This window comes from Sutcliffiella halmapala (genome assembly GCF_050107295.1).
GTDB classification, from domain to species: Bacteria; Bacillota; Bacilli; order Bacillales; family Bacillaceae_I; genus Sutcliffiella_A; species Sutcliffiella_A halmapala_A.
On sequence record NZ_JBNIKR010000002.1, the window covers coordinates 18,447 to 39,071 of the forward strand.

The following is a 20,625-nucleotide window of genomic DNA, read 5'->3' on the forward strand; positions in this document are numbered from 1 at the left end:
TGATAATGAAAATTAAAATCGTTTCCCTGGTACTTTTGATTTCTTTTGTGTTGATTGTGTGCCAAAACAATAAACTTAATCTTGAAGGCATAACCAATATAGAGGTTTATAATTGGGAGAATAAAGAACTTGTAAAAATCATCGATGATGCTTCCTTCATTGAAAATTTTGTTACTGAGTTAAATAAGGCAAACGGAGAAGAAATATCCGACACGGCTGATATTGCAATTCTGCCTTATGAAATAATATTCAAAAACAAGGAACAAACAATAATTGAATTAGGTTTTGACCAAACTGAAAATGAAGCTCATTTTATGGATTATGAAAACAGTATTAGATACACTCTTGACATCACCTTACCAAACATTCCACTTGCGACAACTTCTCCTATGACAAAAGAAGAAATTGAAGAAGCTAATAAAAAAGAGAAGGAATTAGAAGAGCAATACCAAGAAGAACATAAAGATAAAAATTAGTAATTTGAGAATAAGCGTTATTTTATTTAACTCAAAATACTCCTTGGGATAAGTGAAAGAAATAATATTATTCTTCAAGTAACGGGAGCGATTGCAGCAAAGTGGGTCACCTTTACTTAAGATTGGGCAGGATTGTTAATTCGTATTACCGAATTGTTTATTTTAGAGGTGAGGAAATGAAGTTCCATCTTTTAGGTGAGGAAACAAAAATAGAGATTGATGTGTTACATCGAAACTATCCTAACAGTTCCGATTATTGGGATGGCAATTGGGTTAAATCAAAAATTAAAATAGAGATTCCAGGCTACCTTGTTAGATTTGATGCAGATCTAAGAACTGATGAATTAAGAGACTTTGTTAATGAAATTAAATTATTGAATCGATCTTTAAAAGGAATAGCAAGCCTAAAAAATTTAGATAGTTATTTGCAGTTTGAATGTCAAATGGGAAAATTAGGTCAGATGTTGTGGACAGCTGAAACGTGCTATCCTGCGGGCTATGGTGCTGTTCTTAAATTTGAATTTGAATCAGATCAAACATTTTTAAACAGGCTAATAAGAGAATTGGATGATATTTTAACTCATTTCCCTGTAATCGGAAAGCCTTAGTTATTCCACAATAGGGCGATTTTATGAAGTAACTAAAGCATAATTTCACGGTGTTATGTATGCGGAAAAACAGTGAGGAGAACAGATATGCTGCAATTTCAAATGATTGATGAGAAGACACAATATATGGCGAAGCAAATCATATGGCAAGGTTTGTACGAGAGGTTTGGCTGGATTGATTCCGATTGCAATCCAGACCTGGAAAGTATCTACAAAACATATATGACAAGCGGAAATATTTTTTTAATTGGTACGTTTCGGAATTTGCCGGTGGCTACCGGAGGCCTTCTGGCGGAAGGAATAGATATCGTAAGAATGGCTCGTATTTCTGTTTTAAAGGAATTTCGAGGCCAAGGTTTTGCAAAGCAAATAATTGAAGAATTAGAGAGACTTTCGGAACAAAGGAATTATAAAAAAATAGTGCTGGAAACAATCATAGAATGGGAGTCTGCAATTGACCTATATAAGAAGATGGGATATGAAGAAGAGCGTATAGAAGATGGACAGATTCATTTGTTTAAGGAATTGAGCATTTCTTAGTGATAATTATGTTGGGATGCTTTAGCTTAAACATTTACTATTGATATTTACGTTCGTGCGAAATTCTAAGAAGAATATGCAATTTTTCACTAGTTGTTAGTAAAAAAATCTTCAGCAATCGGGAGCTTATCTGGAACAAGGTAAGCTTCTTTTTTATATAAAAATATATATTGAGTAAATAGCCGATATTTGAAATAATTGGTATTAAGCAATAGGGCAGGTTAATTCAATAATCGGAAGGAAAAAGGTATATAGAAAGGGAACTATTTGATATACCGGATTAAATAAAGGAGAGAAGGCTATGAGTAAATCATTTATTGAACAAGTACATTATATTAGAATTCCTGTAAAAGATTTAGAACTGTCTGCACAATGGTATAGAGATGTATTAGGGCTCCAGTTACTAAACAATACTGAGGAACTTGCAATTTTAAAAGTAAATGAAGGACCTTTCTTACTTATCTTAGTTCCTACCGAAGATGAAACATTTGCACATTTTACAATTGATAATGAGCAAGAATTTAGCATTGGCTTTACAAGTCCAGAATTATCTAAATTTCATCAACACTTAATTGATAATCAAGTTAAGGTCGAGGATATAAAAGAAGATAATGGTCATGCCTTTTTCCACTTTTATGACCCAAATGGTAATAAACTTCAAGTACACTGGTAAGGTTGTAATAAATAAATTATCTTATTTCATTAACGGATGCGATTCCAGCATAATGTGAGTCGCTCTTTACTTAAGAATTAGGCAGCATTGTTGAAGAGAAGAAAGTATTTTTTTCTTTGGGAGTGAAAATAATTGACCGCAATATATGTGAATTGGGGAGAAGCAAAAGTAAAGTTAAGTTGGAATCGGGATAAACAATTGCCTCCAAAAGAGTTAATTACAAGCGTCCACGGATTTTGTTTTAAGGATAATAAGCTACTATTAGTGAATTTAAACCATAGAGGATGGGACTTCCCTGGAGGTCATATTGAAATTGAAGAAACTCCTGAAGAATGTTTAAAGCGTGAAGCATATGAAGAAGGTTACGTTACGGGAAGCTGCTATCTGTTAGATCATATTGTAGTTGACCACAATGAAAACCCGAATTGGGATGAAAGCAGTCCTTATCCTAAAGTCGGCTATCAAGTTTTTTATCGTATGGACATTGACCAGTATTATGACTTTAAAGCCAACTATGAATCCGGAGAAAGAATTTTAATACATCCAAGCGAAGTATTAGAGTTTTATCATAATTGGAACGATCTATATCAAGAAATACTTGATTATGCTTTAAGTTAATAATATTTTATCTTCAAGAAAAGGGAGCTTATCTGGAACAAGGTAGGCTTCTTTTTTGTGAAAATAATTATTGAGTAATGGTTGAGCTTTGTATTAATTGATATTAAGTAATTTTGGGCGGATTACTAAGTAAGTAATATTTGTCTTGATATGCGGAAAAATAGAAAGAAGTGTAAGAATTTACGAAAATAGGTGACACAATGATTTGGGTATATGTTGGAGTGACAATTCTTTTTTTGATTGGTTTTTCCATAATTGTTTGGGGACTGAGACTAACCAAAGATGAGCATAAAAAGGAGAAATATGTAGATGATACTGCTGCTTATAACTATGGAGCAGTAGAAACGGTAGTATTATTTTTGCTTTCCCTATTATTGAAATATCTACCATACTGGTTAATAAGAAGAGTAGTAATTTTATTCGGATTAGCAATTATTGTAATGGGTGTTTTAATTGTATTGTCTATTTAGGAGAAAAGAGAGAAATTATATTATTCTAAACATAAGTCATCTTCAGTTATATAGTTTTATTGTGAGAAATGGCAGTCGCTATCCTAATTTATCTAAAGCATTTTCTAAGTATTAACCAAACTAAGGAGGCTGAGTATGGAAGGCTCTTGGGAAGGATTTTTAGATATAATTGGTTTAAGTCAAGATATAAGACAAAAAGCTGAGTTAAAGACATTAATGGAATTCCCATTAGCAGAACCCGAAAAAGACTTGTTAATAAGCTTATTTGACTGCATAACAAGTATTTATGGCACCCAAAAATGCACTATTCTTTGGTGGTATGAACCAAGCTGCATTAATGATAAAAACATAGGTAATCCATACACTAAAATCATAAGCAAAGCTGATTTGAAATATTTACAAGATTTATGGGGAAGAATTGCGGGGGATTATATTTTGTTTTTGCCTGAAGAATTCAATGCTAAAGTAGATACCATTGGTGAAGAAGAGTTTATTGGATTATGCTTAATCAAATACTCTCAATTATTATTAAAAACTCCTGACGCAAATGAAGTATTGTATTTATATCTAAATGAATGAATTTTCTTATTCAGCTAAATAGGAGCGATTGTTCAAAATTGAAACTAAGCAGGGGCAAGGTGAACAGATGAGAAGAAACAAATATTTTTGTCCATGCTGTGGTTATAAAACATTAGAAACAAAACCACCTGGAACTTTTGAAGTTTGTGATATCTGCTTTTGGGAAGATGACGATGTACAATTTAATGATCCTGATTATGAAGGTGGCGCAAATGAACCTTCTTTACGACAATATCAAAAAGGTTTCTTAGAAAGACGTATTATTATTCGAGAACCTAGTGAGAAAGATGAACGTATACCAAACTGGAAACCACTTAAAAATTAAATTTTTCTACCTATTTTATAATGCATCGATCTTCCGCAATCGGGCACGATCCTGGAACAAGGATCAGCGCTCATTTTCTATATTTCAGGGACATATTTTGTAGTGAAAAAGGAAATTAGATGGTTCCTCTTGAATTTGTAAGTTATGCCAGAAAAGGGCAGAAGATAGCGAAATAAGAGAAAAAATGCAACAGACTTCTTAAGGGGATTTTTCACAATCGTTCAAGAAGCTCATTCGTTGTTAAGACTACGGCAAATTCATTGTGAAGGGTAGCAAGAGAAATGTTATGGATGGTTTGGGCATCTATGTAAGTACCCTTATAATTAATGCCAAATGCGGCCGTAGCATCTTCTATAAGGTAAGTGTTAAATCCTAGATTTCCGCTCATCCTGGTGGTTGTTGAGATACAGTGGGGAGTAGTTAAGCCTGTAATCACCACTTCTTCAATCTCTCTGTCATGTAAATAGTTTTCGAGTGAGGTGCCGATAAAAGCACTGTTAACCTCTTTAGTTATCACTATTTCCTTTTCGAGAGGTTTCACAATTTCTTTGATAGCTGATCCTTTATGGGTTGGGTGGAAACCGGAGTTGCGATTCTTTGAAATATGCTTAATAAAAATGACTTCAGCATCCCTGTGCCTCCATTCATTTAATAGTAATTTGATATTTTCCTCTGCATCTGGGTTATTTCTCTCCCCCCATTTAGGATGATTAAACGCCTCTTGAACATCTACAATAAGCAGTGCACTTTTCATTGCCTTCCTCCTTTACAGAATTCGCTGACTTAATGGACAGGACGCAGCATGTTTTGGCCTTCTGACGAGTTCTCCATGACAATTTGGGCAAGTGTTAGACATTTCATTAGTACATGTATAACAAAACGTACATTCGTGAACACAAATGTAAGCTACCTCTTGCACGTCCTTTGCACACTTTTCACATCTTGATTTCATTTCTAATCCCATAACAAATCCCCTTTCTCTAATTGACTTACCATAATCTTATTGAAAAAAAGACCCTGTTGAAATACTATTTTTCAGGGATTTTTACTGTTATTCTTAAATAGTTAAGGAAATGATTGGTGCTCACATTAAAAGTGAAGGTGGAGAATTGTGGAAAAAATTAATAGGCATATATTGGATATATTACAAGTCAATGGTAGGATATCGATGACTGAATTGGGAAAAGAAATTGCTCTTTCAGTTCCAGCAGTCACAGAGAGGGTAAGGAAGCTGGAAGAGCAAGGAGTTATAGTGGGATACAAAGCAATTATCAATCCTGAAAGAGTTAACAAACCTGTCAAAGCATTTATATTAGTGAAAACGCATCGGTGTAAAGCCTTCAGAGAATTTTGCAAAGAACACCCACACGTTGTAGAATGTCACAGATTGACTGGCGAATACAGTTATATGGTTAAGGTGGTAACCGAAAATAATGTATTGTTAGAGGAGTTTATTGATTCATCTATGGAGTACGGAGAACCGTATACCATGATGAACCTCTCTTCACCTATTAGTGGGAAAATCATTTAGAACATTTACATTTTTCATTGCATTTAAGGGGGCAAGAGTTGAAGATTGGGCAGCAGGTGTTCAGCTTTTTCTTTTTATTCCATTATACCAGCTAATATAAGTCAACACTTTTTAAGTAATAATACTAGATTAAAGATGTTATAATAAAATCATGCATGACAAAGAAACTTCAATAATTTTATTTGAAATTTTTGTAATTGATGTGATTATTTGTATAGGAATATGCTGTGTACTTTTGCTTATGTTTTAAGATGGCATAAATCCAATGCAATAGCTTGTTGGCGCAAGCTATGATGGCTACTTTGTGAGGCTTGCCCTCACTTCTTTTTTTGTCATAATACTCTCGGAGTTTCGCATTTCGGTTATTCGTTAACCCACACTGAACAGCTGTATATAGTGTTTGACGTAGCTTTGTAGATCCTCTCTTGGTGATGCGATTGATAGATGCTGTAAACTTCCCTGATTGGTAAATCCGAGGGTCAATCCCTGCATAGGCTACGAGCTTTTTCGGGTGACTAAATTGTGTGACTTCACCTATTTCTGAGATAAGAGTAGCTGCAATTTTAGACCCCACCCCTGGGATGGACCGAAGAATCTCATACTCCTCAAAATGTAATGCTAATTGATCAATCTCCTGCTCAAGTACGTTGAGAAACTCTCGTTGTTGAAGAAGCATTTGAATATACATTTTTAGAGTAACTAAATGGCTTTGATACAGTGTTTTCTTAAATGGGTTCCGTTCTGCTGCCTCTTTTAACTTCAAAGCCTTTTCGCAAAACCAACCAAATGATCTTCTACCTCCTAGACTATGCATCTCCTTAGCTATTTCATCAGTCCTTATCTTCAATACGTCATCTGAAGTAGGGTAAATGAGTAAAGTCTTTAATGATATAGGCGAATATAAATTACTAAAAACCCCTTTATATTCAGGGAACACTTGATCAAGAATAGTTTGAAATTGTAGTTTAAGTTGAACATAATTACGTGTTAATGAATCGTGTTGTCTACACAAATTTCTCAAGTTCATCGTTTGAACACTTTTTCTGTGAAAGGCTACTAAGTCTTCTTTGTAGTACAGTTCACACAAATGTTTCGCATCAGCTGGGTCTGACTTTACTTTTCGGAGGCTACTTTTTTCGTTTCGTAAGAAACAACGGGATTAACTAAGTAGTAAGTAATCCTTCTCTCCTCAAGATACTTCAAGCTTTCCTGGCAAGAAAGCACCCCTTCGGAAAGACCTTTAAGTTTAAACATGATACTAATGGACTGCGAGATTTTTATGTATTTTACAAAGAGGTAGAACGGCACGCTGACGCTGAACCTGTCATCATTTTTGAATCTACAGGTCATTACCACGAACCGATTTTACACTTGGCTTTCTCCTTTTGCGACATCCAGGCCAATCACTGGATCCATAGTCTATCACATCTCCAATTATTAGATTTGTCGGTAGCCCCTGTCTATCTTGTAGTATCATAGCTTCGCTTGTTATGCGTGGTCCAAGCCCCAACCAGCCTCAAACATGTTTCTACAAGTAGGGAGTGGACAGTATAACGGACGGGATCAATTAGTCCCAAGGGCGCGAACGTCCTACCCCGACTACCTAAAGAATAACCTATAAAAAATAGGCCAACCAGATAAATAATCAATCTGGATGACCTTATAATACGATCGGGCGCGATTGTTGAGCAACACAGGTAGAAAATGATCAAACTTTTTTATAAAAACCAAACTTAAATCTGCTAAAGAAGAATCCTTTTTGATCAATCTTTTTTTCAAAATGGATTCTTCTTATTTATCGTAAAATAAGGATTTGCGAGGTATTTTTGCTCAAACTTTATTCCAAAGCTACACTACTGACTAAAAATGTGCAATAAAAAACAGGCTTATGCCTGTTTTAATCTAGCTGCATTTCTGGCTGGTTCTAATACATTCTTTTCAAAGCTTTCCAGGAACTCCTTTTGAATAGCATATCGACTTGGGATGAAGCTAATGACTATGTTTTCTTTTTCTTCTTCAATGATTGCAAAATAGTCACAAGAGCCTTTAATTAAACGATTTTTAAACTCTTGTTTCATTATTACTACCGAATCTTCTTGTCCTTCTTCAAACTGGATAGAAATTTTAAAGCGAGGGTTTAATGTCATGGTTTTTTACCACCTTCTTAAAATTAAGATGTGGATTTAAAATAAAGTCACGATGTTTATAAAAAAGATGCGATGTTTATAAAAATGTTACGATGCTTCAAAGATATCTAAAAAAAATATATGACGAAATATAAAAAGTACCAAAAGGTACAAGATATTGTTCCATTCAATCAGGTGTTTGAAAAATCAGTTCAATCGGCTTTATGGGGTACAGACACATGCCCATCAAGTTAATATTTTTTAATACCCCCAAAACATCAATGAAAGATTAGAAATTGAATTAGAACGGAACCAAAGGAATCAAGAGTATCAGTTTGTTAGTCAAAAAATTAAAAAATATATGGTATAAAAAATTATAAAAAAGGAGCTGTACATAGGTTGAGAAATTATTTTCTCAACCTTTTTATTCGGTGTTTTTTTATTTTCACTCAATATTTTCTACATTTAAACACTTAGTTTCACAGTAATAGCCTTTGCCGCCAACATAAACTTTTTCTATTTCATTCTTGCTATTGGTTGCTAATTTAACTAATATTTCGGAAGGCGAGTGTAAAGAATAACCTTGTTCAAATACATAGACTTCTTTTTGCAAATAGTGCTGTTCATAAAGGTAGCAAGCTAATGCACCGTTTGAAGTTCCAGTCGCTGCTTCTTCATTGATGTCGTATAGTGGAGCAAAATTTCTGCATATAATTCGATTGTCATTAAAAGTATATAGATGCATCCCGACAACATTATAATACTTGCTGATTTCTTTAATTTTTTCAAAATTAGGTTGCAGTGCATGTAATCGTGTTTCGCTTTTTATAGGAATTAAAATATCTTTTAAGCCCGTGGAGACAATTTGAATTGGGTATTTATTGTCTATAGCTTTAATGTCAAAACAGTCGATGAACTCGTTTGGAGATACAACATCATAGAATATCGGTTTGTTTTGTTCCATGAATATGATGTCATCTTTTATGGTAATAGTAAGAACACCGCTGTTCGTTTCAATCGTATAGCGATTCCTGAAAAGTTTATTTAAATGCATCAGTATCGCGAAAGAGCCAATTGTGGCATGACCACATAAATCAACTTCTTCTTTTGGTGTAAAATACTCAAATTTATAAACAGCAATTTCAGATTCTGATATAAATGCGGTTTCCGCATAGCCCAGTTGTTTGGCTATTGCCATTTTCTGAGTAGTGGTCAATGTATTCTCAATAAATACCACTCCTGCTTTATTTCCGCCTTTATGATCCTTGCTAAATGCACTTGCAACATAAACGGATATTTTCATAAGACACCTTCCTTCCTCACTTATAGTAAATTGTAGCATAGAAAGCACTAGTTGAAGAATTCACACATAGACATCAAGTATAATGATACTGTGTTAAGTTAAAAAGGAGATGTCAAAATGGAGTTGTTAAGCAAACTTTTTGGAAATAAAAAGTCAGAAAAAAAGAATGATAATCAGAATGTGGAATTGAAATAAAGTCGTACCGTTTATAAAAAAGTTGCACCGTTTTACCCCTTTAGATTATCTAAAGGGGTGTTTTTATAGTAAAAAGGAAAAGAACATATGAATTAAAAGATCGATTAAGGAACTGTTGAGTGACAATAAGTTGTTCCGTTAAAGGGCCATTTAATGGATAAAGGCTGATTAAGATAAAAGGCATGTTTATGGAAGAAAGAATGAATATTTTTTCATTTTTTGTGAGTCTTATAAAACGCAAAAATCACTTGGGGTTAAATTAATAGGTTTAATATGAACCTTTTAAAAGAAAACACTACATTGCTATTGAATAAATCTTTTACTCACTTGTATGGTCTAGCGAACTAATTGCTAAACGTACTACGAAACAGTGTGCTTATTTCGAAAGTGTTTTGGAGTAACTCCTGTAAACTTTTTAAAAATCTTGGTGAAATAACTTTGGTCATTAAAATGTAGCAATGAACAGATATCAGACAAGGAATAGTTCGTTAAAGTTAATAAATTCCTTGCCTCTTCAATTTTTGCCTGTTGGATATATTCACTTAAAGAGATGCCAACTTCTTTTTTAAATAATACAGACAAATAACTTGGGTTCATATCTACAAGGTTAGAGAGTAGCGATAGAGTAATTTTTTCGTAAAGATGATTAAAAATATAGTGTTGACAGAACGTGATAGACTTTGAGTATTTTTGATCCTTGACTTTGTACACCCGTTCTACAAAAGAACAAAAAGCCTCGTCTCTTAATCGTTCAATTGCTTTTATGTTATTCAAAGTTTCAAGTTTTTGAATGTATAAATCACTTAGGGTATAAGCAACTTCTGGATGAAGGCCTCCTTCAACAGCAGCTCTGGTAGCAAGGGTAATACCCGCAATTAATAAATTTTTTTGGCTTCTTATATGACTGGTTTTTGATAAAACGCCAAACTTTTCTGGGGGGAGTGACTCCAAATACTTGATTACTTCCTCTTTGCGGCCTTCTTTTACATTTTGAAGTAACTTATTAACCATTTTAGGATCCTGACGAGATGTGATATTTTGGAGTCGCTTTGAAATAATTAAATCGATATTCTTAACTTGGGTAGAAGTATTTTCTAACTGGCTGTTTTTTTTACGTATATGATTAATGTCTAATTTCTTATTATAGAGTGTATAGTAAATCAGTATACCAATATTCATTAACTTTTCTTTATTAATGATTGGTAATGATTGGTAATAGCGAGTGATCTCCTCTTTCTTATTTCTGAACAAATCAAAATCGTTCATAACCCCATCGATTCTTTCCTCCGATAGTTCTGAGTAAATAGATGGCCCAATGATAATTGTTCCCTGAGGGTTATCTTCTTCTTTAACACAAATAGAAATAAAATTTTCCTGATAGTTAGATGATCTGAAAATTGGAAAATCATGAGGGTCATCCTTTTGATATAGCTCACTTAATTGTTCCTTTCGAGAAGAATAAAAAGGATTAGTAACATAGCCTGATGTAAATTTATGCACGACATCTCCGTTTGTGTCTAAGTAAAATACACACATGCTGGAAACCTGGAATATCAGATTACTGATGTATTCAATATTAACAAATTTGGAAGAAATATTCATATTATTGACCTCTCAACGTTGAAATAGATTTTGTCGTCCGATATAAGTCGACTTCTTTAATAGATTTAATAATGTTTTTCATCAACCCGACATCAGGAAAATGAATACGAATACATTTTTTTTGCAAATCAATAAATAACACTAAACTTCTATAAATTATACCATAATTATAATTTGAAAATAAATACTATTTAGATAACGAAAGGACAGAGTGGGGGACGTATTATGGATTATGATGTGATCGTAGTTGGGGCGGGGCTTGCTGGTCTAGTAGCAACAGCTGAAATTGCAGATGCTGGTAAAAAGGTTTTGCTATTAGATCAAGAACCTGAAACCTCATTGGGAGGACAAGCATGGTGGTCTTTTGGTGGATTGTTTTTAGTTGATTCGCCAGAGCAGCGTAGAATGGGAATTAAAGACTCTAAAGAATTGGCTTGGCAAGATTGGCTGGGAGCAGCTGGTTTTGACAGGGACGAAGATGAAGATTATTGGGGGCAAAAATGGGCGGAGGCATATGTAGACTTTGCTGCTGGTGAGAAACGAGAGTGGTTATACAACTTGGGGGTTCGCTTTTTTCCTGTAGTAGGATGGGCAGAAAGAGGCGGGTATCTGGCTGAAGGACATGGCAACTCCGTTCCTCGATTCCATATTGTTTGGGGGACAGGTCCCGGCATTGTCGCTCCATTCGATCGGAGAGTCCGGGAGCACATAAGAAATGGATTGGTCGAATACCGTCCCCGTCATCGTGTAGACAATCTTATCAATAGTAATGGTGCAATTGTTGGTGTAAGAGGCTCTGTTCTTGCGCCAAGTTCTGCTCTACGTGGGGAAGATAGCAATAGAGAAGTGATAGGAGACTTCGAATTTCGGGGGCAAGCTGTACTGGTATCCAGCGGTGGTATAGGGGCAAACCATGATATGATCCGCAAAAATTGGCCTAGCAGGCTTGGGCAGCCTCCGAAACGAATGATTTCAGGCGTACCCGCACATGTGGATGGACGGATGCTCGCCATTACTGAAGAAGCAGGGGGGCGAATTGTGAATCGGGATCGGATGTGGCACTACACCGAAGGAATAAAAAATTGGAACCCTGTATGGGGAAATCATGGGATTAGGATATTGCCAGGACCTTCATCAATTTGGCTGGATGCAAAAGGGAAGAGGTTTCCTATCCCTAATTTCCCAGGGTTTGACACATTAGGTACATTAGAGGCAATCCAAAAGTCAGGATACGATTATTCTTGGTTTATCTTAACTCAAAAAATCATTGAAAAAGAATTCGCATTGTCTGGATCGGAACAAAATCCTGATCTAACGGGTAAAAGTATTCGGAAAGTTTTGGGTAGAGCATTACCAGGGGCCCCGAGTCCTGTACGGGCATTTATGGACAAAGGGGAAGACTTTATCATTGCGGATAATTTGCCTGATCTTGTAGCGGGTATGAACAAATTGACAGGTGAAAACTTATTGAACCTGGCAGATATAGAACGTCTAATACAAGCACGGGATCGTGAAATAAATAATAAATTCACGAAGGACCTTCAAATAACTGCGATCCGCGGAGCACGTAACTACATTGGCGATAAATTAATCAGAGTTACCCCTCCTCATAAAATGCTTGATCCCCGAAATGGCCCACTTATTGCGGTTCGACTAAATATTGTCAGCCGAAAAACCTTGGGCGGATTGCAAACCGATATGTCTGGACGAGTGCTTAATTCGGCAGGGGAAGTGTTTCCTGGTCTTTATTCAGCTGGAGAAGCCTCTGGTTTTGGCGGAGGCGGTATACATGGATATCGAGCGCTTGAAGGTACATTTGTTGGCGGATGTCTTTTTACAGGACGTGTAGCAGGTCGCTCTATAGCTTTAGATTTAAGATAAGCGTTTATTTATTTTAAACAATGGCAGAAAAATGTAAAGGGTTTCAAGGTGGATTTAATAGGAATGTAATTGGGATGCATGATGAAAGAGGGGGGATTAAATTATGAATGATAAGCAAGTTTCATTGAAAGAAAGAATTAGCTATGGTTTAGGTGATACGGCTTCCAATCTTGTTTTTACAATGATAACAACATATCTCATGTTCTTCTATACAGATGTATCAGGTATAAGCGCGGCAGCGGTCGGAACTTTATTTCTAGTCGCAAGAGTAATCGATGCTTTCGACGCACCCATTATCGGTGTGTTAATTGATCGAACAAGTACAAAATGGGGGAAGTCAAGACCTTATTTCCTTTGGCTAGCCATACCGTTTGGGGTTGTGGCAGTGTTAACATTTACAATACCAGATTTAAGTGAGTCAGGTAAGCTTATCTATGCCTATGTAACGTATATCATATTGGGGATAATGTATTCAGCTATTAATATACCTTTATCGTCATTATTGCCAAGTATAACAAGCAGTTCACAAGAAAGAACCGTTGTGAATGCGTTCAGAGGGATTGGGGGAAAAGTTGGCACATTTATCGTAAATGTAGCTGTATTACCACTAGTCGCGTTTTTTGGACAAGGGAACCAGCAAGATGGCTTCCTCTATACGATGATTTTGTTTGCTTTTGTTAGCGTTGTTTTATTTTTTATTACGTTTGCGAATACAAGAGAACGTGTCCAAGCAAATGGAAATAAGCCCATTCCTTTTAAAGAAGGAGTCAAGGCATTAAAAGGAAATCTTCCTTGGTGGCTCTTGTTGGTTTCAAACGTGCTCCTTTTTATTGCTATCATCTCGTCTCTCCAATCGACCATCTATTTTTTTACTTACAATCTTAACCGAGGAGATTTGATTCCTCTTATAAATGGATTAACTATTTTGATGGTTGTTGGGACTATCGTAGCCCCAATTCTTGCAAAAAAAATAGGGAAGCAAAATTCGATGATTTTAGGATTTATTATTACCAGCATCGGTCAGGTTGTGATGTATATCGGAGCAGAAGCAGCTTCAATCCCTCTTCTTATTTTAGGAAGAGTGGTAAGTATTTCAGGATTAGGATTAGCCGTTGGATTGAAATTTGCCATGATTGCCGACACGGTAGATTATGGGGAGTGGAAATCTGGTGTGAGAGCGCCAGGATTATTAATGGCTTCTTCCACCTTTGGGGTTAAACTTGGAATGGGGCTTGGGGGAGCGATTGCAGCATGGATCATGTCAGCAGGAGGCTATGTAGCAAACCAACAGCAAAGCTTCTCAGCATTATTAGCCATTGAATTTAATTTTATTTGGCTTCCATTTATTAGTTGTATTCTTAGCATCATTCTATTCCTGTTCTATCGATTAGAGAAGGAAGAAGCAAAAATAATGGAAGTCCTAAAAGAGAAACATAATGCTGTTGTTTAATTATATAAAATCGAGATAAATCATGGCAGGCAAATTTGGGTATATTTTGCCGCCAACCGTAAAAGGAAGGTGAAATGAATGTCTCATGAAAAAAAACTCCGTGTTGTTGTGCAAGCAGACCACAGTCACTCGGGACCACACTTACACAACAACAGGATGGAATGGCAATGCGTGACAAATCTGTGTCGAAAGGGATGATTTACCTTTCCGGCGGGGAATTTTTGATGGGGACTAATAGTAATGAAGGATTTCCTACAGACTGTGAGGGGCCTGTTCGAAAAGTGAAGGTGAATCCGTTTTATATCGATCCTTGTACTGTAACCAATTCTGAGTTCTTGGAATTTGTTACAGATACAGGATACAAGACAGAGGCTGAACTATACGGGTGGTCGTTTGTATTTTCCAGTTTTGTTTCAGAAGAAGTTGCGAAGACCGTGACGGAAGTTGTGCATAACGCCAAATGGTGGTGGGTTGTTAAAGGAGCTTATTGGAAGGAACCGGAAGGACCCAGTTCCAGCATTGCAGATCGAATGGATCACCCGGTTGTTCATGTGTCCTGGAATGACGCGCTTGTCTACTGTCAGTGGGCAGGTAAACGCTTGCCGACTGAGGCGGAATGGGAATATGCTGCCCGCGGGGGACTAGTTCAAAAGAGATATCCTTGGGGAGATCGGCTCCAGCCAGGAGGTAAACATATGTGTAATATCTGGCAGGGTACGTTTCCTGAAAAAAACAAAGGAGCAGACGGATACCTGGGTACGGCTCCAGCCAAGTCTTTTCCTCCTAATGGATATGGATTATACAATGTGTCGGGGAATGTATGGGAGTGGTGCTCGGATTGGTTCAGCCCAACTTTCTATCAGGATACTTCATGTGACAATCCAAAGGGGCCATCCAGTGGTAAAGCAAAAGTTACACGCGGCGGCTCTTATCTTTGTCACAAATCGTATTGCAATCGTTATCGAGTTGCTGCCCACAGTTCCAATACTCCAAATAGTTCAACAGGAAATATTGGCTTTCGATGTGCAGCTGACGCATAATACAACGAAAGTTTATGAAGAGAGGATGTTTAAGTATGAGAATGCTTATTTTAGATTTAGATTCATTACGACCAGACCATTTGGGATGTTACGGGTATAACCGGAATACCTCTCCTAATATTGACAAAATTGCGGATGAAGGAGTTTTATTTACGAATTACTATACTTCAGATGCTCCTTGTTTCCCATCCCGGACGGCGTTGATGACCGGACGTTTCGGAATTCATACAGGGGCAGTGGGTCATGGGGGAACAGCTGCAGATGTACGTATCGAAGGACCTAGCCGTTTGTTCCGAGACACTTTAACATATGAAAGCCTTCCGGCTTTCTTGCGTTCAGTTGGATTAAAAACAACACTTGTAAGTCCTTTCCCAGAAAGGCACTCCGCTTGGACTTTTTATGCGGGATTCAATGAAGTGCATAACACAGGAAAAGTCGGTTTTGAATCAGCGGATGAAGTGACACCGACTATTTTAAAGTGGGTAGAGGATAACGCCAAAGAGGATAACTGGATGTTATATGTGAATTATTGGGATCCACATACACCTTACCGAACGCCAGAGAGTTTCGAGAACCCATTTGAAAACGAACCTCTGCCAGAGTGGATTACGGAGGAAGTCCTTATGCAGCACAGGCAAAAGGTCGGTCCTCATAGTGCTCAAGATTTGAATATGTATGATAATACAACAAATCCTCAGTTCCCTCGTTATCCAGGAGAGATTTCGGATTTGGACGATTTACGTCAAGTGATTGATGGATATGATTGCGGTGTTCGACATATGGATGAAAACATAGGACATATTTTCAAAGCTCTTGAAGCACAAGGCGTTATGGATGACCTTGTCGTTATTATTTCAGCAGACCATGGAGAAAACTTAGGAGAGCTAGGAATATATGCTGAACATGGAACCGCAGACAATGCAACATGCCGAATTCCGATGATTATCCGTTGGCCAGGTATAAAACAGGGACATGTCGATCACGGATTACACTATCATCTTGATCTTTTGCCAACTCTGGCTGAACTACTTGGAAAAGATCCGAAACAAAGCTGGGATGGTACAAGCTATGCCTCAGTGTTAACAAGCGGGCAAGAGAACGGAAGAGACTTTTTAGTTATTTCCCAATGTGCTCATGTGTGTCAACGGAGTGTTCGTTTTGAAAACTGGCTATACATTCGGACGTATCATGACGGATTCCATTTATTTGATGAGGAAATGTTATTTAATCTTCAGAACGATCCGTATGAACAACATAACTTAGCAATGGAAAAACCAAGTGTTTGTAAGGAGGCAGTCTATTATCTCAATCAATGGCATGATGAGATGATGAAAACGATGCCGTTTGATGTAGATCCGCTGTGGACTGTCATCAAGGAGGGAGGACCATATCATGCTCAATCAGAGCACTTAAAGAGTTATATAAAACGATTAGAGGAAACAGGGCGCGGCTGGGCAATTTCAGAGTTGATGAAAAGGCATCCGCGAGCATTTGAAGAATCAAAACCAGAAAATTTTGCCCAAAAATCGTTTGAGCATTTTAGACCAAGCTACCGGATATTAAATAGGACATGAAAAGATAAGATTGAATATGGAGAATGAAAATCTGGTGTAAGAACAGAGGACTAGTGGAGCGGAAGCGGTGCAAACTGACTCCGCCTTATTTTGTATTTATGCGTGATTTATCTTCCAATCCAAATTATATTGCTAGGTTTGTTAAACTTGATAAACAATATCCACAAATCGTGATAAAACTATCACTTTTTAATTCTATGATACAGGAGTACTATATATGAACAGAGATATTAAATCAATGATTTCCCAGATGACTTTAGAAGAAAAAGCAGGAATGTGTTCAGGATTTGACTATTGGCATACAAAAGCTGTCGAGAGACTGGGAATACCGTCTATTACGTTGTCGGACGGACCGCATGGACTAAGGAAACAGGAAGGCACTGCAGACCATTTGGGATTGAACAGCAGTAAGCCGGCCACATGTTTCCCTCCAGCTGTCAATACGGCTTCTTCTTGGGATCGTCAATTGATTGAGAAAATGGGAAATGCATTAGGTGTAGAGTGTCAGGCAGAGGATATCGCAATACTTCTTGGTACAGGAACCAACTTGAAACGTTCGCCATTATGCGGACGGAACTTTGAGTACTTTTCTGAGGATCCATATTTGTCTGCCAATATGGCAGCTAATTATATTAAAGGATTACAAAGCCAAGGAGTAGGAGCATCCCTGAAGCATTTTGCGGCAAATAACCAGGAATATAATCGCTTTCTTACTAATGTTGAAGTGGATGAAAGGACACTTAGGGAAATTTATCTGGCAAGTTTTGAAGGAGCGGTAAAGGAGGCACAACCATGGACCGTAATGTGTGCATATAACCAGCTAAATGGTTACTATTGTTCGGAAAATAAATACCTTTTGACTGATATTTTAAAAGAGGAATGGGGTCATGAAGGTATTGTGGTTTCAGATTGGGGGGCTGTAAATGAAAGGGTCGAAGGGCTGGCTGCAGGGCTGGACCTGGAAATGCCTCCCGGTATCTTCGAAGGGGACAAAAAGATTATCGCTGCTGTAAAAAATGGAACACTCTCAGAAGATGTCCTTAATAAAGCAGTAGAAAGACTGCTGAAGGTTATATTTAAGTCAGTGGACAGTAAGAAGGAAATGGTCGTCTGTGACATGGAGGAACATCATAAGCTGGCAAGGGAAATTGCGAGTGAAAGTATGGTCCTGCTGAAAAATGAAGACAACTTACTGCCATTAAAAAAGGAAGGAACACTTGCAGTAATAGGTGCATTTGCAGAAGAACCCAGGTTTCAAGGGGGAGGAAGCTCTTATATTATTCCGACAAAAATAGACATTCCATTAAGAGAGATTGAAAAGCTTGCGGGTCAGGAAATGAAGGTTGTCTATGCAGAAGGTTACAGGAAAGACGAATCGACGGGCAGGTACTCCAAGCATGCGTTAAAGTCGTCCAGCGACCAACCGGATATGAAACTGATAGAAGAAGCAAAAGTAACTGCTAAGAAGGCGGATGTAGCCATTGTATTTGCTGGATTGCCTGAAGCTTATGAGTCAGAAGGATCTGACAGGAAACATATCAGAATTCCCGAAGGGCAGAGAAAACTGATCGAAGCAGTGGCAGAAGTGCAGAAAAATACTGTAGTAGTGCTTAGTAATGGCTCACCAATTGAGATGCCGTGGCTAGACGATGTGAAAGGTGTCCTTGAGGCTTATTTAGGAGGGCAAGCTGCCGGCGGTGCTATTGCAGACCTTCTATTTGGTATAGCTAACCCATGTGGAAAGACTGCAGAAACTTTCCCTAAGAAAATCAGTGACAATCCGTCTTATTTGAACTTTCCTGGAAATGAGAAAAGGGTGGAGTACAGAGAAGGATTATTCATCGGTTACAGATATTATGATGCCATGGAAATTGAACCATTGTTCCCGTTTGGTTTTGGATTGAGCTATACAAGTTTTGATTATACCGGAATTTCAATTGATAAGAAGGAAATGTACGATAATGATTCAGTAACTGTAAAGGTTAAAGTAAAGAATACGGGTACGGTAACAGGAAAAGAAATTGTTCAGTTATATGTAAGAGATGTTGAAAGTAGTGTGATTAGGCCATATAAAGAGCTAAAGGGTTTTGATAAGGTAGAGCTTGATCCGGGAGAAGAAAAAACTGTAGAGTTCGTACTGAATAAAAGAGCTTTTGCCTATTACAATTCCGATATTAAGGACTGGTGTGTGAAAAGTGGAGAATTTGAAATTCTAGTTGGAAAATCTTCAAAAGAAATTGTTCTAAATGAAATTATTTATGTCAAATCAACTACAGTGATTAAAAAGAGATTTACAAGAAATTCTACCCTTTTTGATTGTATGTCAGACCCGGTACGTACTGAAAACATAAAACCATTGATAGAGAGTATTGCAGAAAAATTCAGTTTTCAGGGGGAGTCTAAAAGCCAGACACAATTTTTAAATGATATGCCGCTAAGGTTGCTTATTTCATTTCAGCCTATTCCATTTACAGAAGCAGATCTGGACAACTTGTTGCACAAATTGAATGAGTAATTGTATTAAGGATGAATTATTAAATTTTTTCTATGTTTGGTTTGCAATAAAGGCATGTTTTATCTTTGGATTATCCTGTATGTTTAGTAGTTAACTTATCAGTACTCTAACTTCAGATGGGAGTTTCAAAGTTCTTGGAAAAACCATTTATTGAACAATAAGCTTTGCTTTTTTGAGAGAATGTCAATCAGTCGATGAGCTCTTCTTAGATGAAGCTGAGGTAAATAATAAAAATAACGCGAAATGTTCGAGCTCTTGTTCTGCAGATAGAATATATTAGATAGAAAGCTTAAGAGAAGAAGTCGAAAAATATGAAAGAATGAAGGAAAACAAGTAATGTAGCCCTTCTGTTCAGACGGTTAATCGTCGTGGAGGTTCTGGTGCAATATGATTTGATAGGAACATAGGGCCTAAATATCCTTTTCATCTGTGAATTATGATACTACCCCTAATAATTTATTTATGAATTCAATCTCGCTTTGGACAGACTTCACCCCTTGTTGAAGCTGTCCTTTTTTCAGCATATGCATCACTTCCACTCCACAGATGATCTGTTTGGCTGTTCGAAACGTTTTTAATCCTAGCATAGAACGGACTCGCTTCTTAATAAAGCGATGATCTTGCTCCACTATATTATTCAAGTACTTCTGTGGTCTAAGTTGCATACTGTCTGGTATACTTTTCTCCTATTTAATTGTTCAATTGCTATAGGATAAGCCGGATTTTTATCGACTGTCATGACACGAGGCTTAGAAACATGAATAGAACTCAAAGCTTTCTTGAAGAAGCGCTTTGCAGCCTCTTTATCTCTTGTTTTACTGAGATAAAAATCAATCGTGTTTCCTTTGGAATCCACTGCACGATACAGATACATCCATTGACCTTTTACTTTGATATACGTTTCATCGACTCTCCAGGAATCATTCGTTGGCTTAAGATGATGCCGTACTCTTTGGTCTAATTCAGATCCATATTGATGAACCCAACGCATAATCGTTGTGTGAGCCATCGACAAGCCACGTTCTTCACGGGACACCTAAACAAGATAAAGCATTTAATTGAAGAAGCAGAAGGTGGATACTACAGATTGGTGGAATCTGTTAATAATTCTAAATTCTA

General features: G+C 37.0%; 18 protein-coding genes and 3 pseudogenes. 14 read left to right on the forward strand and 7 right to left on the reverse strand.

The features are described 5' to 3' along the window. Window positions 1-5 precede the first annotated feature (5 nt). The 8 genes from ACQCT5_RS03695 to ACQCT5_RS03730 all read left to right on the forward strand — a co-directional run bounded on the left by ACQCT5_RS03695 (window position 6) and on the right by ACQCT5_RS03730 (window position 4,289). On the forward strand, window positions 6-476 hold the full coding sequence (locus tag ACQCT5_RS03695; RefSeq protein ID WP_499639159.1) for a hypothetical protein: 471 nt from the start codon (window positions 6-8) through the stop codon (window positions 474-476). A gap of 176 nt (window positions 477-652) precedes the next feature. Beyond that, window positions 653-1,084, forward strand: a complete 432-nt coding sequence (locus ACQCT5_RS03700; RefSeq protein ID WP_499639161.1) for a WapI family immunity protein — start codon at window positions 653-655, stop codon at window positions 1,082-1,084. 87 nt (window positions 1,085-1,171) lie between these two features. Beyond that, entirely contained in the window at window positions 1,172-1,624 is a 453-nt protein-coding gene (locus ACQCT5_RS03705) for a GNAT family N-acetyltransferase (RefSeq protein ID WP_499639163.1), read from the forward strand. A 301-nt stretch (window positions 1,625-1,925) separates the two neighbouring features. Next, a complete protein-coding gene (locus ACQCT5_RS03710) occupies window positions 1,926-2,297 on the forward strand; it encodes a VOC family protein (RefSeq protein WP_045516608.1) in 372 nt (123 codons plus the stop codon). Between the two features lie 132 nt (window positions 2,298-2,429). Next, window positions 2,430-2,915 carry an NUDIX hydrolase gene (locus tag ACQCT5_RS03715; RefSeq protein WP_499639165.1) on the forward strand — a complete coding sequence of 162 codons (486 nt, stop codon included), beginning with the start codon at window positions 2,430-2,432 and terminating at the stop codon, window positions 2,913-2,915. A 200-nt stretch (window positions 2,916-3,115) separates the two neighbouring features. Beyond that, window positions 3,116-3,385, forward strand: a complete 270-nt coding sequence (locus ACQCT5_RS03720; protein ID WP_499639167.1) for a hypothetical protein — start codon at window positions 3,116-3,118, stop codon at window positions 3,383-3,385. A 135-nt stretch (window positions 3,386-3,520) separates the two neighbouring features. After that, window positions 3,521-3,964, forward strand: coding sequence for a hypothetical protein (locus ACQCT5_RS03725; RefSeq protein WP_499639169.1), 444 nt, complete (start codon window positions 3,521-3,523; stop codon window positions 3,962-3,964). A 67-nt stretch (window positions 3,965-4,031) separates the two neighbouring features. Then, on the forward strand, window positions 4,032-4,289 hold the full coding sequence (locus tag ACQCT5_RS03730) for a CPCC family cysteine-rich protein (protein ID WP_499639962.1): 258 nt from the start codon (window positions 4,032-4,034) through the stop codon (window positions 4,287-4,289). 211 nt (window positions 4,290-4,500) lie between these two features. Here the strand turns inward: ACQCT5_RS03730 and ACQCT5_RS03735 are convergent, their stop codons facing one another. Together ACQCT5_RS03735 and ACQCT5_RS03740 are read right to left on the reverse strand one after the other, a co-directional pair. Then, window positions 4,501-5,043 carry a cysteine hydrolase family protein gene (locus ACQCT5_RS03735; RefSeq protein WP_499639171.1) on the reverse strand — a complete coding sequence of 181 codons (543 nt, stop codon included), beginning with the start codon at window positions 5,041-5,043 and terminating at the stop codon, window positions 4,501-4,503. Between the two features lie 12 nt (window positions 5,044-5,055). Then, complete coding sequence (locus ACQCT5_RS03740) at window positions 5,056-5,253, reverse strand: DUF1272 domain-containing protein (protein ID WP_426893807.1); 198 nt, start codon at window positions 5,251-5,253, stop codon at window positions 5,056-5,058. A 147-nt stretch (window positions 5,254-5,400) separates the two neighbouring features. Here ACQCT5_RS03740 and ACQCT5_RS03745 point away from each other — a divergent pair, with 147 nt between their 5' ends. Further along, window positions 5,401-5,820, forward strand: coding sequence for an Lrp/AsnC family transcriptional regulator (locus ACQCT5_RS03745; RefSeq protein WP_426893806.1), 420 nt, complete (start codon window positions 5,401-5,403; stop codon window positions 5,818-5,820). Window positions 5,821-5,998: 178 nt separating this feature from the next. On the opposite strand, the pseudogene ACQCT5_RS03750 reads toward ACQCT5_RS03745, so the two are convergent. The 4 genes and pseudogenes from ACQCT5_RS03750 to ACQCT5_RS03765 all read right to left on the reverse strand — a co-directional run bounded on the left by ACQCT5_RS03750 (window position 5,999) and on the right by ACQCT5_RS03765 (window position 11,046). After that, window positions 5,999-7,176, reverse strand: a pseudogene (locus tag ACQCT5_RS03750) (IS110 family RNA-guided transposase). A gap of 530 nt (window positions 7,177-7,706) precedes the next feature. Next, entirely contained in the window at window positions 7,707-7,967 is a 261-nt protein-coding gene (locus tag ACQCT5_RS03755; protein ID WP_499639174.1) for a hypothetical protein, read from the reverse strand. Window positions 7,968-8,391: 424 nt separating this feature from the next. Beyond that, window positions 8,392-9,249, reverse strand: coding sequence for a PhzF family phenazine biosynthesis protein (locus tag ACQCT5_RS03760; protein WP_499639175.1), 858 nt, complete (start codon window positions 9,247-9,249; stop codon window positions 8,392-8,394). A gap of 555 nt (window positions 9,250-9,804) precedes the next feature. Then, window positions 9,805-11,046, reverse strand: a complete 1,242-nt coding sequence (locus ACQCT5_RS03765; protein WP_499639176.1) for a helix-turn-helix domain-containing protein — start codon at window positions 11,044-11,046, stop codon at window positions 9,805-9,807. Window positions 11,047-11,271: 225 nt separating this feature from the next. On the opposite strand from ACQCT5_RS03765, the gene ACQCT5_RS03770 reads away from it, so the two are divergent. The 5 genes and pseudogenes from ACQCT5_RS03770 to ACQCT5_RS03790 all read left to right on the forward strand — a co-directional run bounded on the left by ACQCT5_RS03770 (window position 11,272) and on the right by ACQCT5_RS03790 (window position 19,506). After that, window positions 11,272-12,927, forward strand: coding sequence for an FAD-binding dehydrogenase (locus ACQCT5_RS03770; RefSeq protein ID WP_499639178.1), 1,656 nt, complete (start codon window positions 11,272-11,274; stop codon window positions 12,925-12,927). Between the two features lie 103 nt (window positions 12,928-13,030). Beyond that, window positions 13,031-14,377 carry a glycoside-pentoside-hexuronide (GPH):cation symporter gene (locus ACQCT5_RS03775; protein WP_499639180.1) on the forward strand — a complete coding sequence of 449 codons (1,347 nt, stop codon included), beginning with the start codon at window positions 13,031-13,033 and terminating at the stop codon, window positions 14,375-14,377. A gap of 101 nt (window positions 14,378-14,478) precedes the next feature. Continuing rightward, window positions 14,479-15,417, forward strand: a pseudogene (locus tag ACQCT5_RS03780) (formylglycine-generating enzyme family protein); the annotation flags it as partial. A gap of 35 nt (window positions 15,418-15,452) precedes the next feature. Continuing rightward, window positions 15,453-16,991 (forward strand): sulfatase family protein, encoded by a 1,539-nt coding sequence (locus ACQCT5_RS03785; protein ID WP_499639182.1) that lies wholly within the window; start codon window positions 15,453-15,455, stop codon window positions 16,989-16,991. Between the two features lie 217 nt (window positions 16,992-17,208). Beyond that, the gene (locus tag ACQCT5_RS03790) at window positions 17,209-19,506 is read left to right on the forward strand and encodes a beta-glucosidase (protein ID WP_499639184.1); all 2,298 of its coding nucleotides are present in this window, start codon (window positions 17,209-17,211) and stop codon (window positions 19,504-19,506) included. 434 nt (window positions 19,507-19,940) lie between these two features. Here ACQCT5_RS03790 and ACQCT5_RS03795 read toward each other — a convergent pair. Next, window positions 19,941-20,533 (reverse strand): annotated as a pseudogene (locus tag ACQCT5_RS03795) (IS6 family transposase); the annotation flags it as partial. Between the last annotated feature and the right edge of the window lie 92 nt (window positions 20,534-20,625).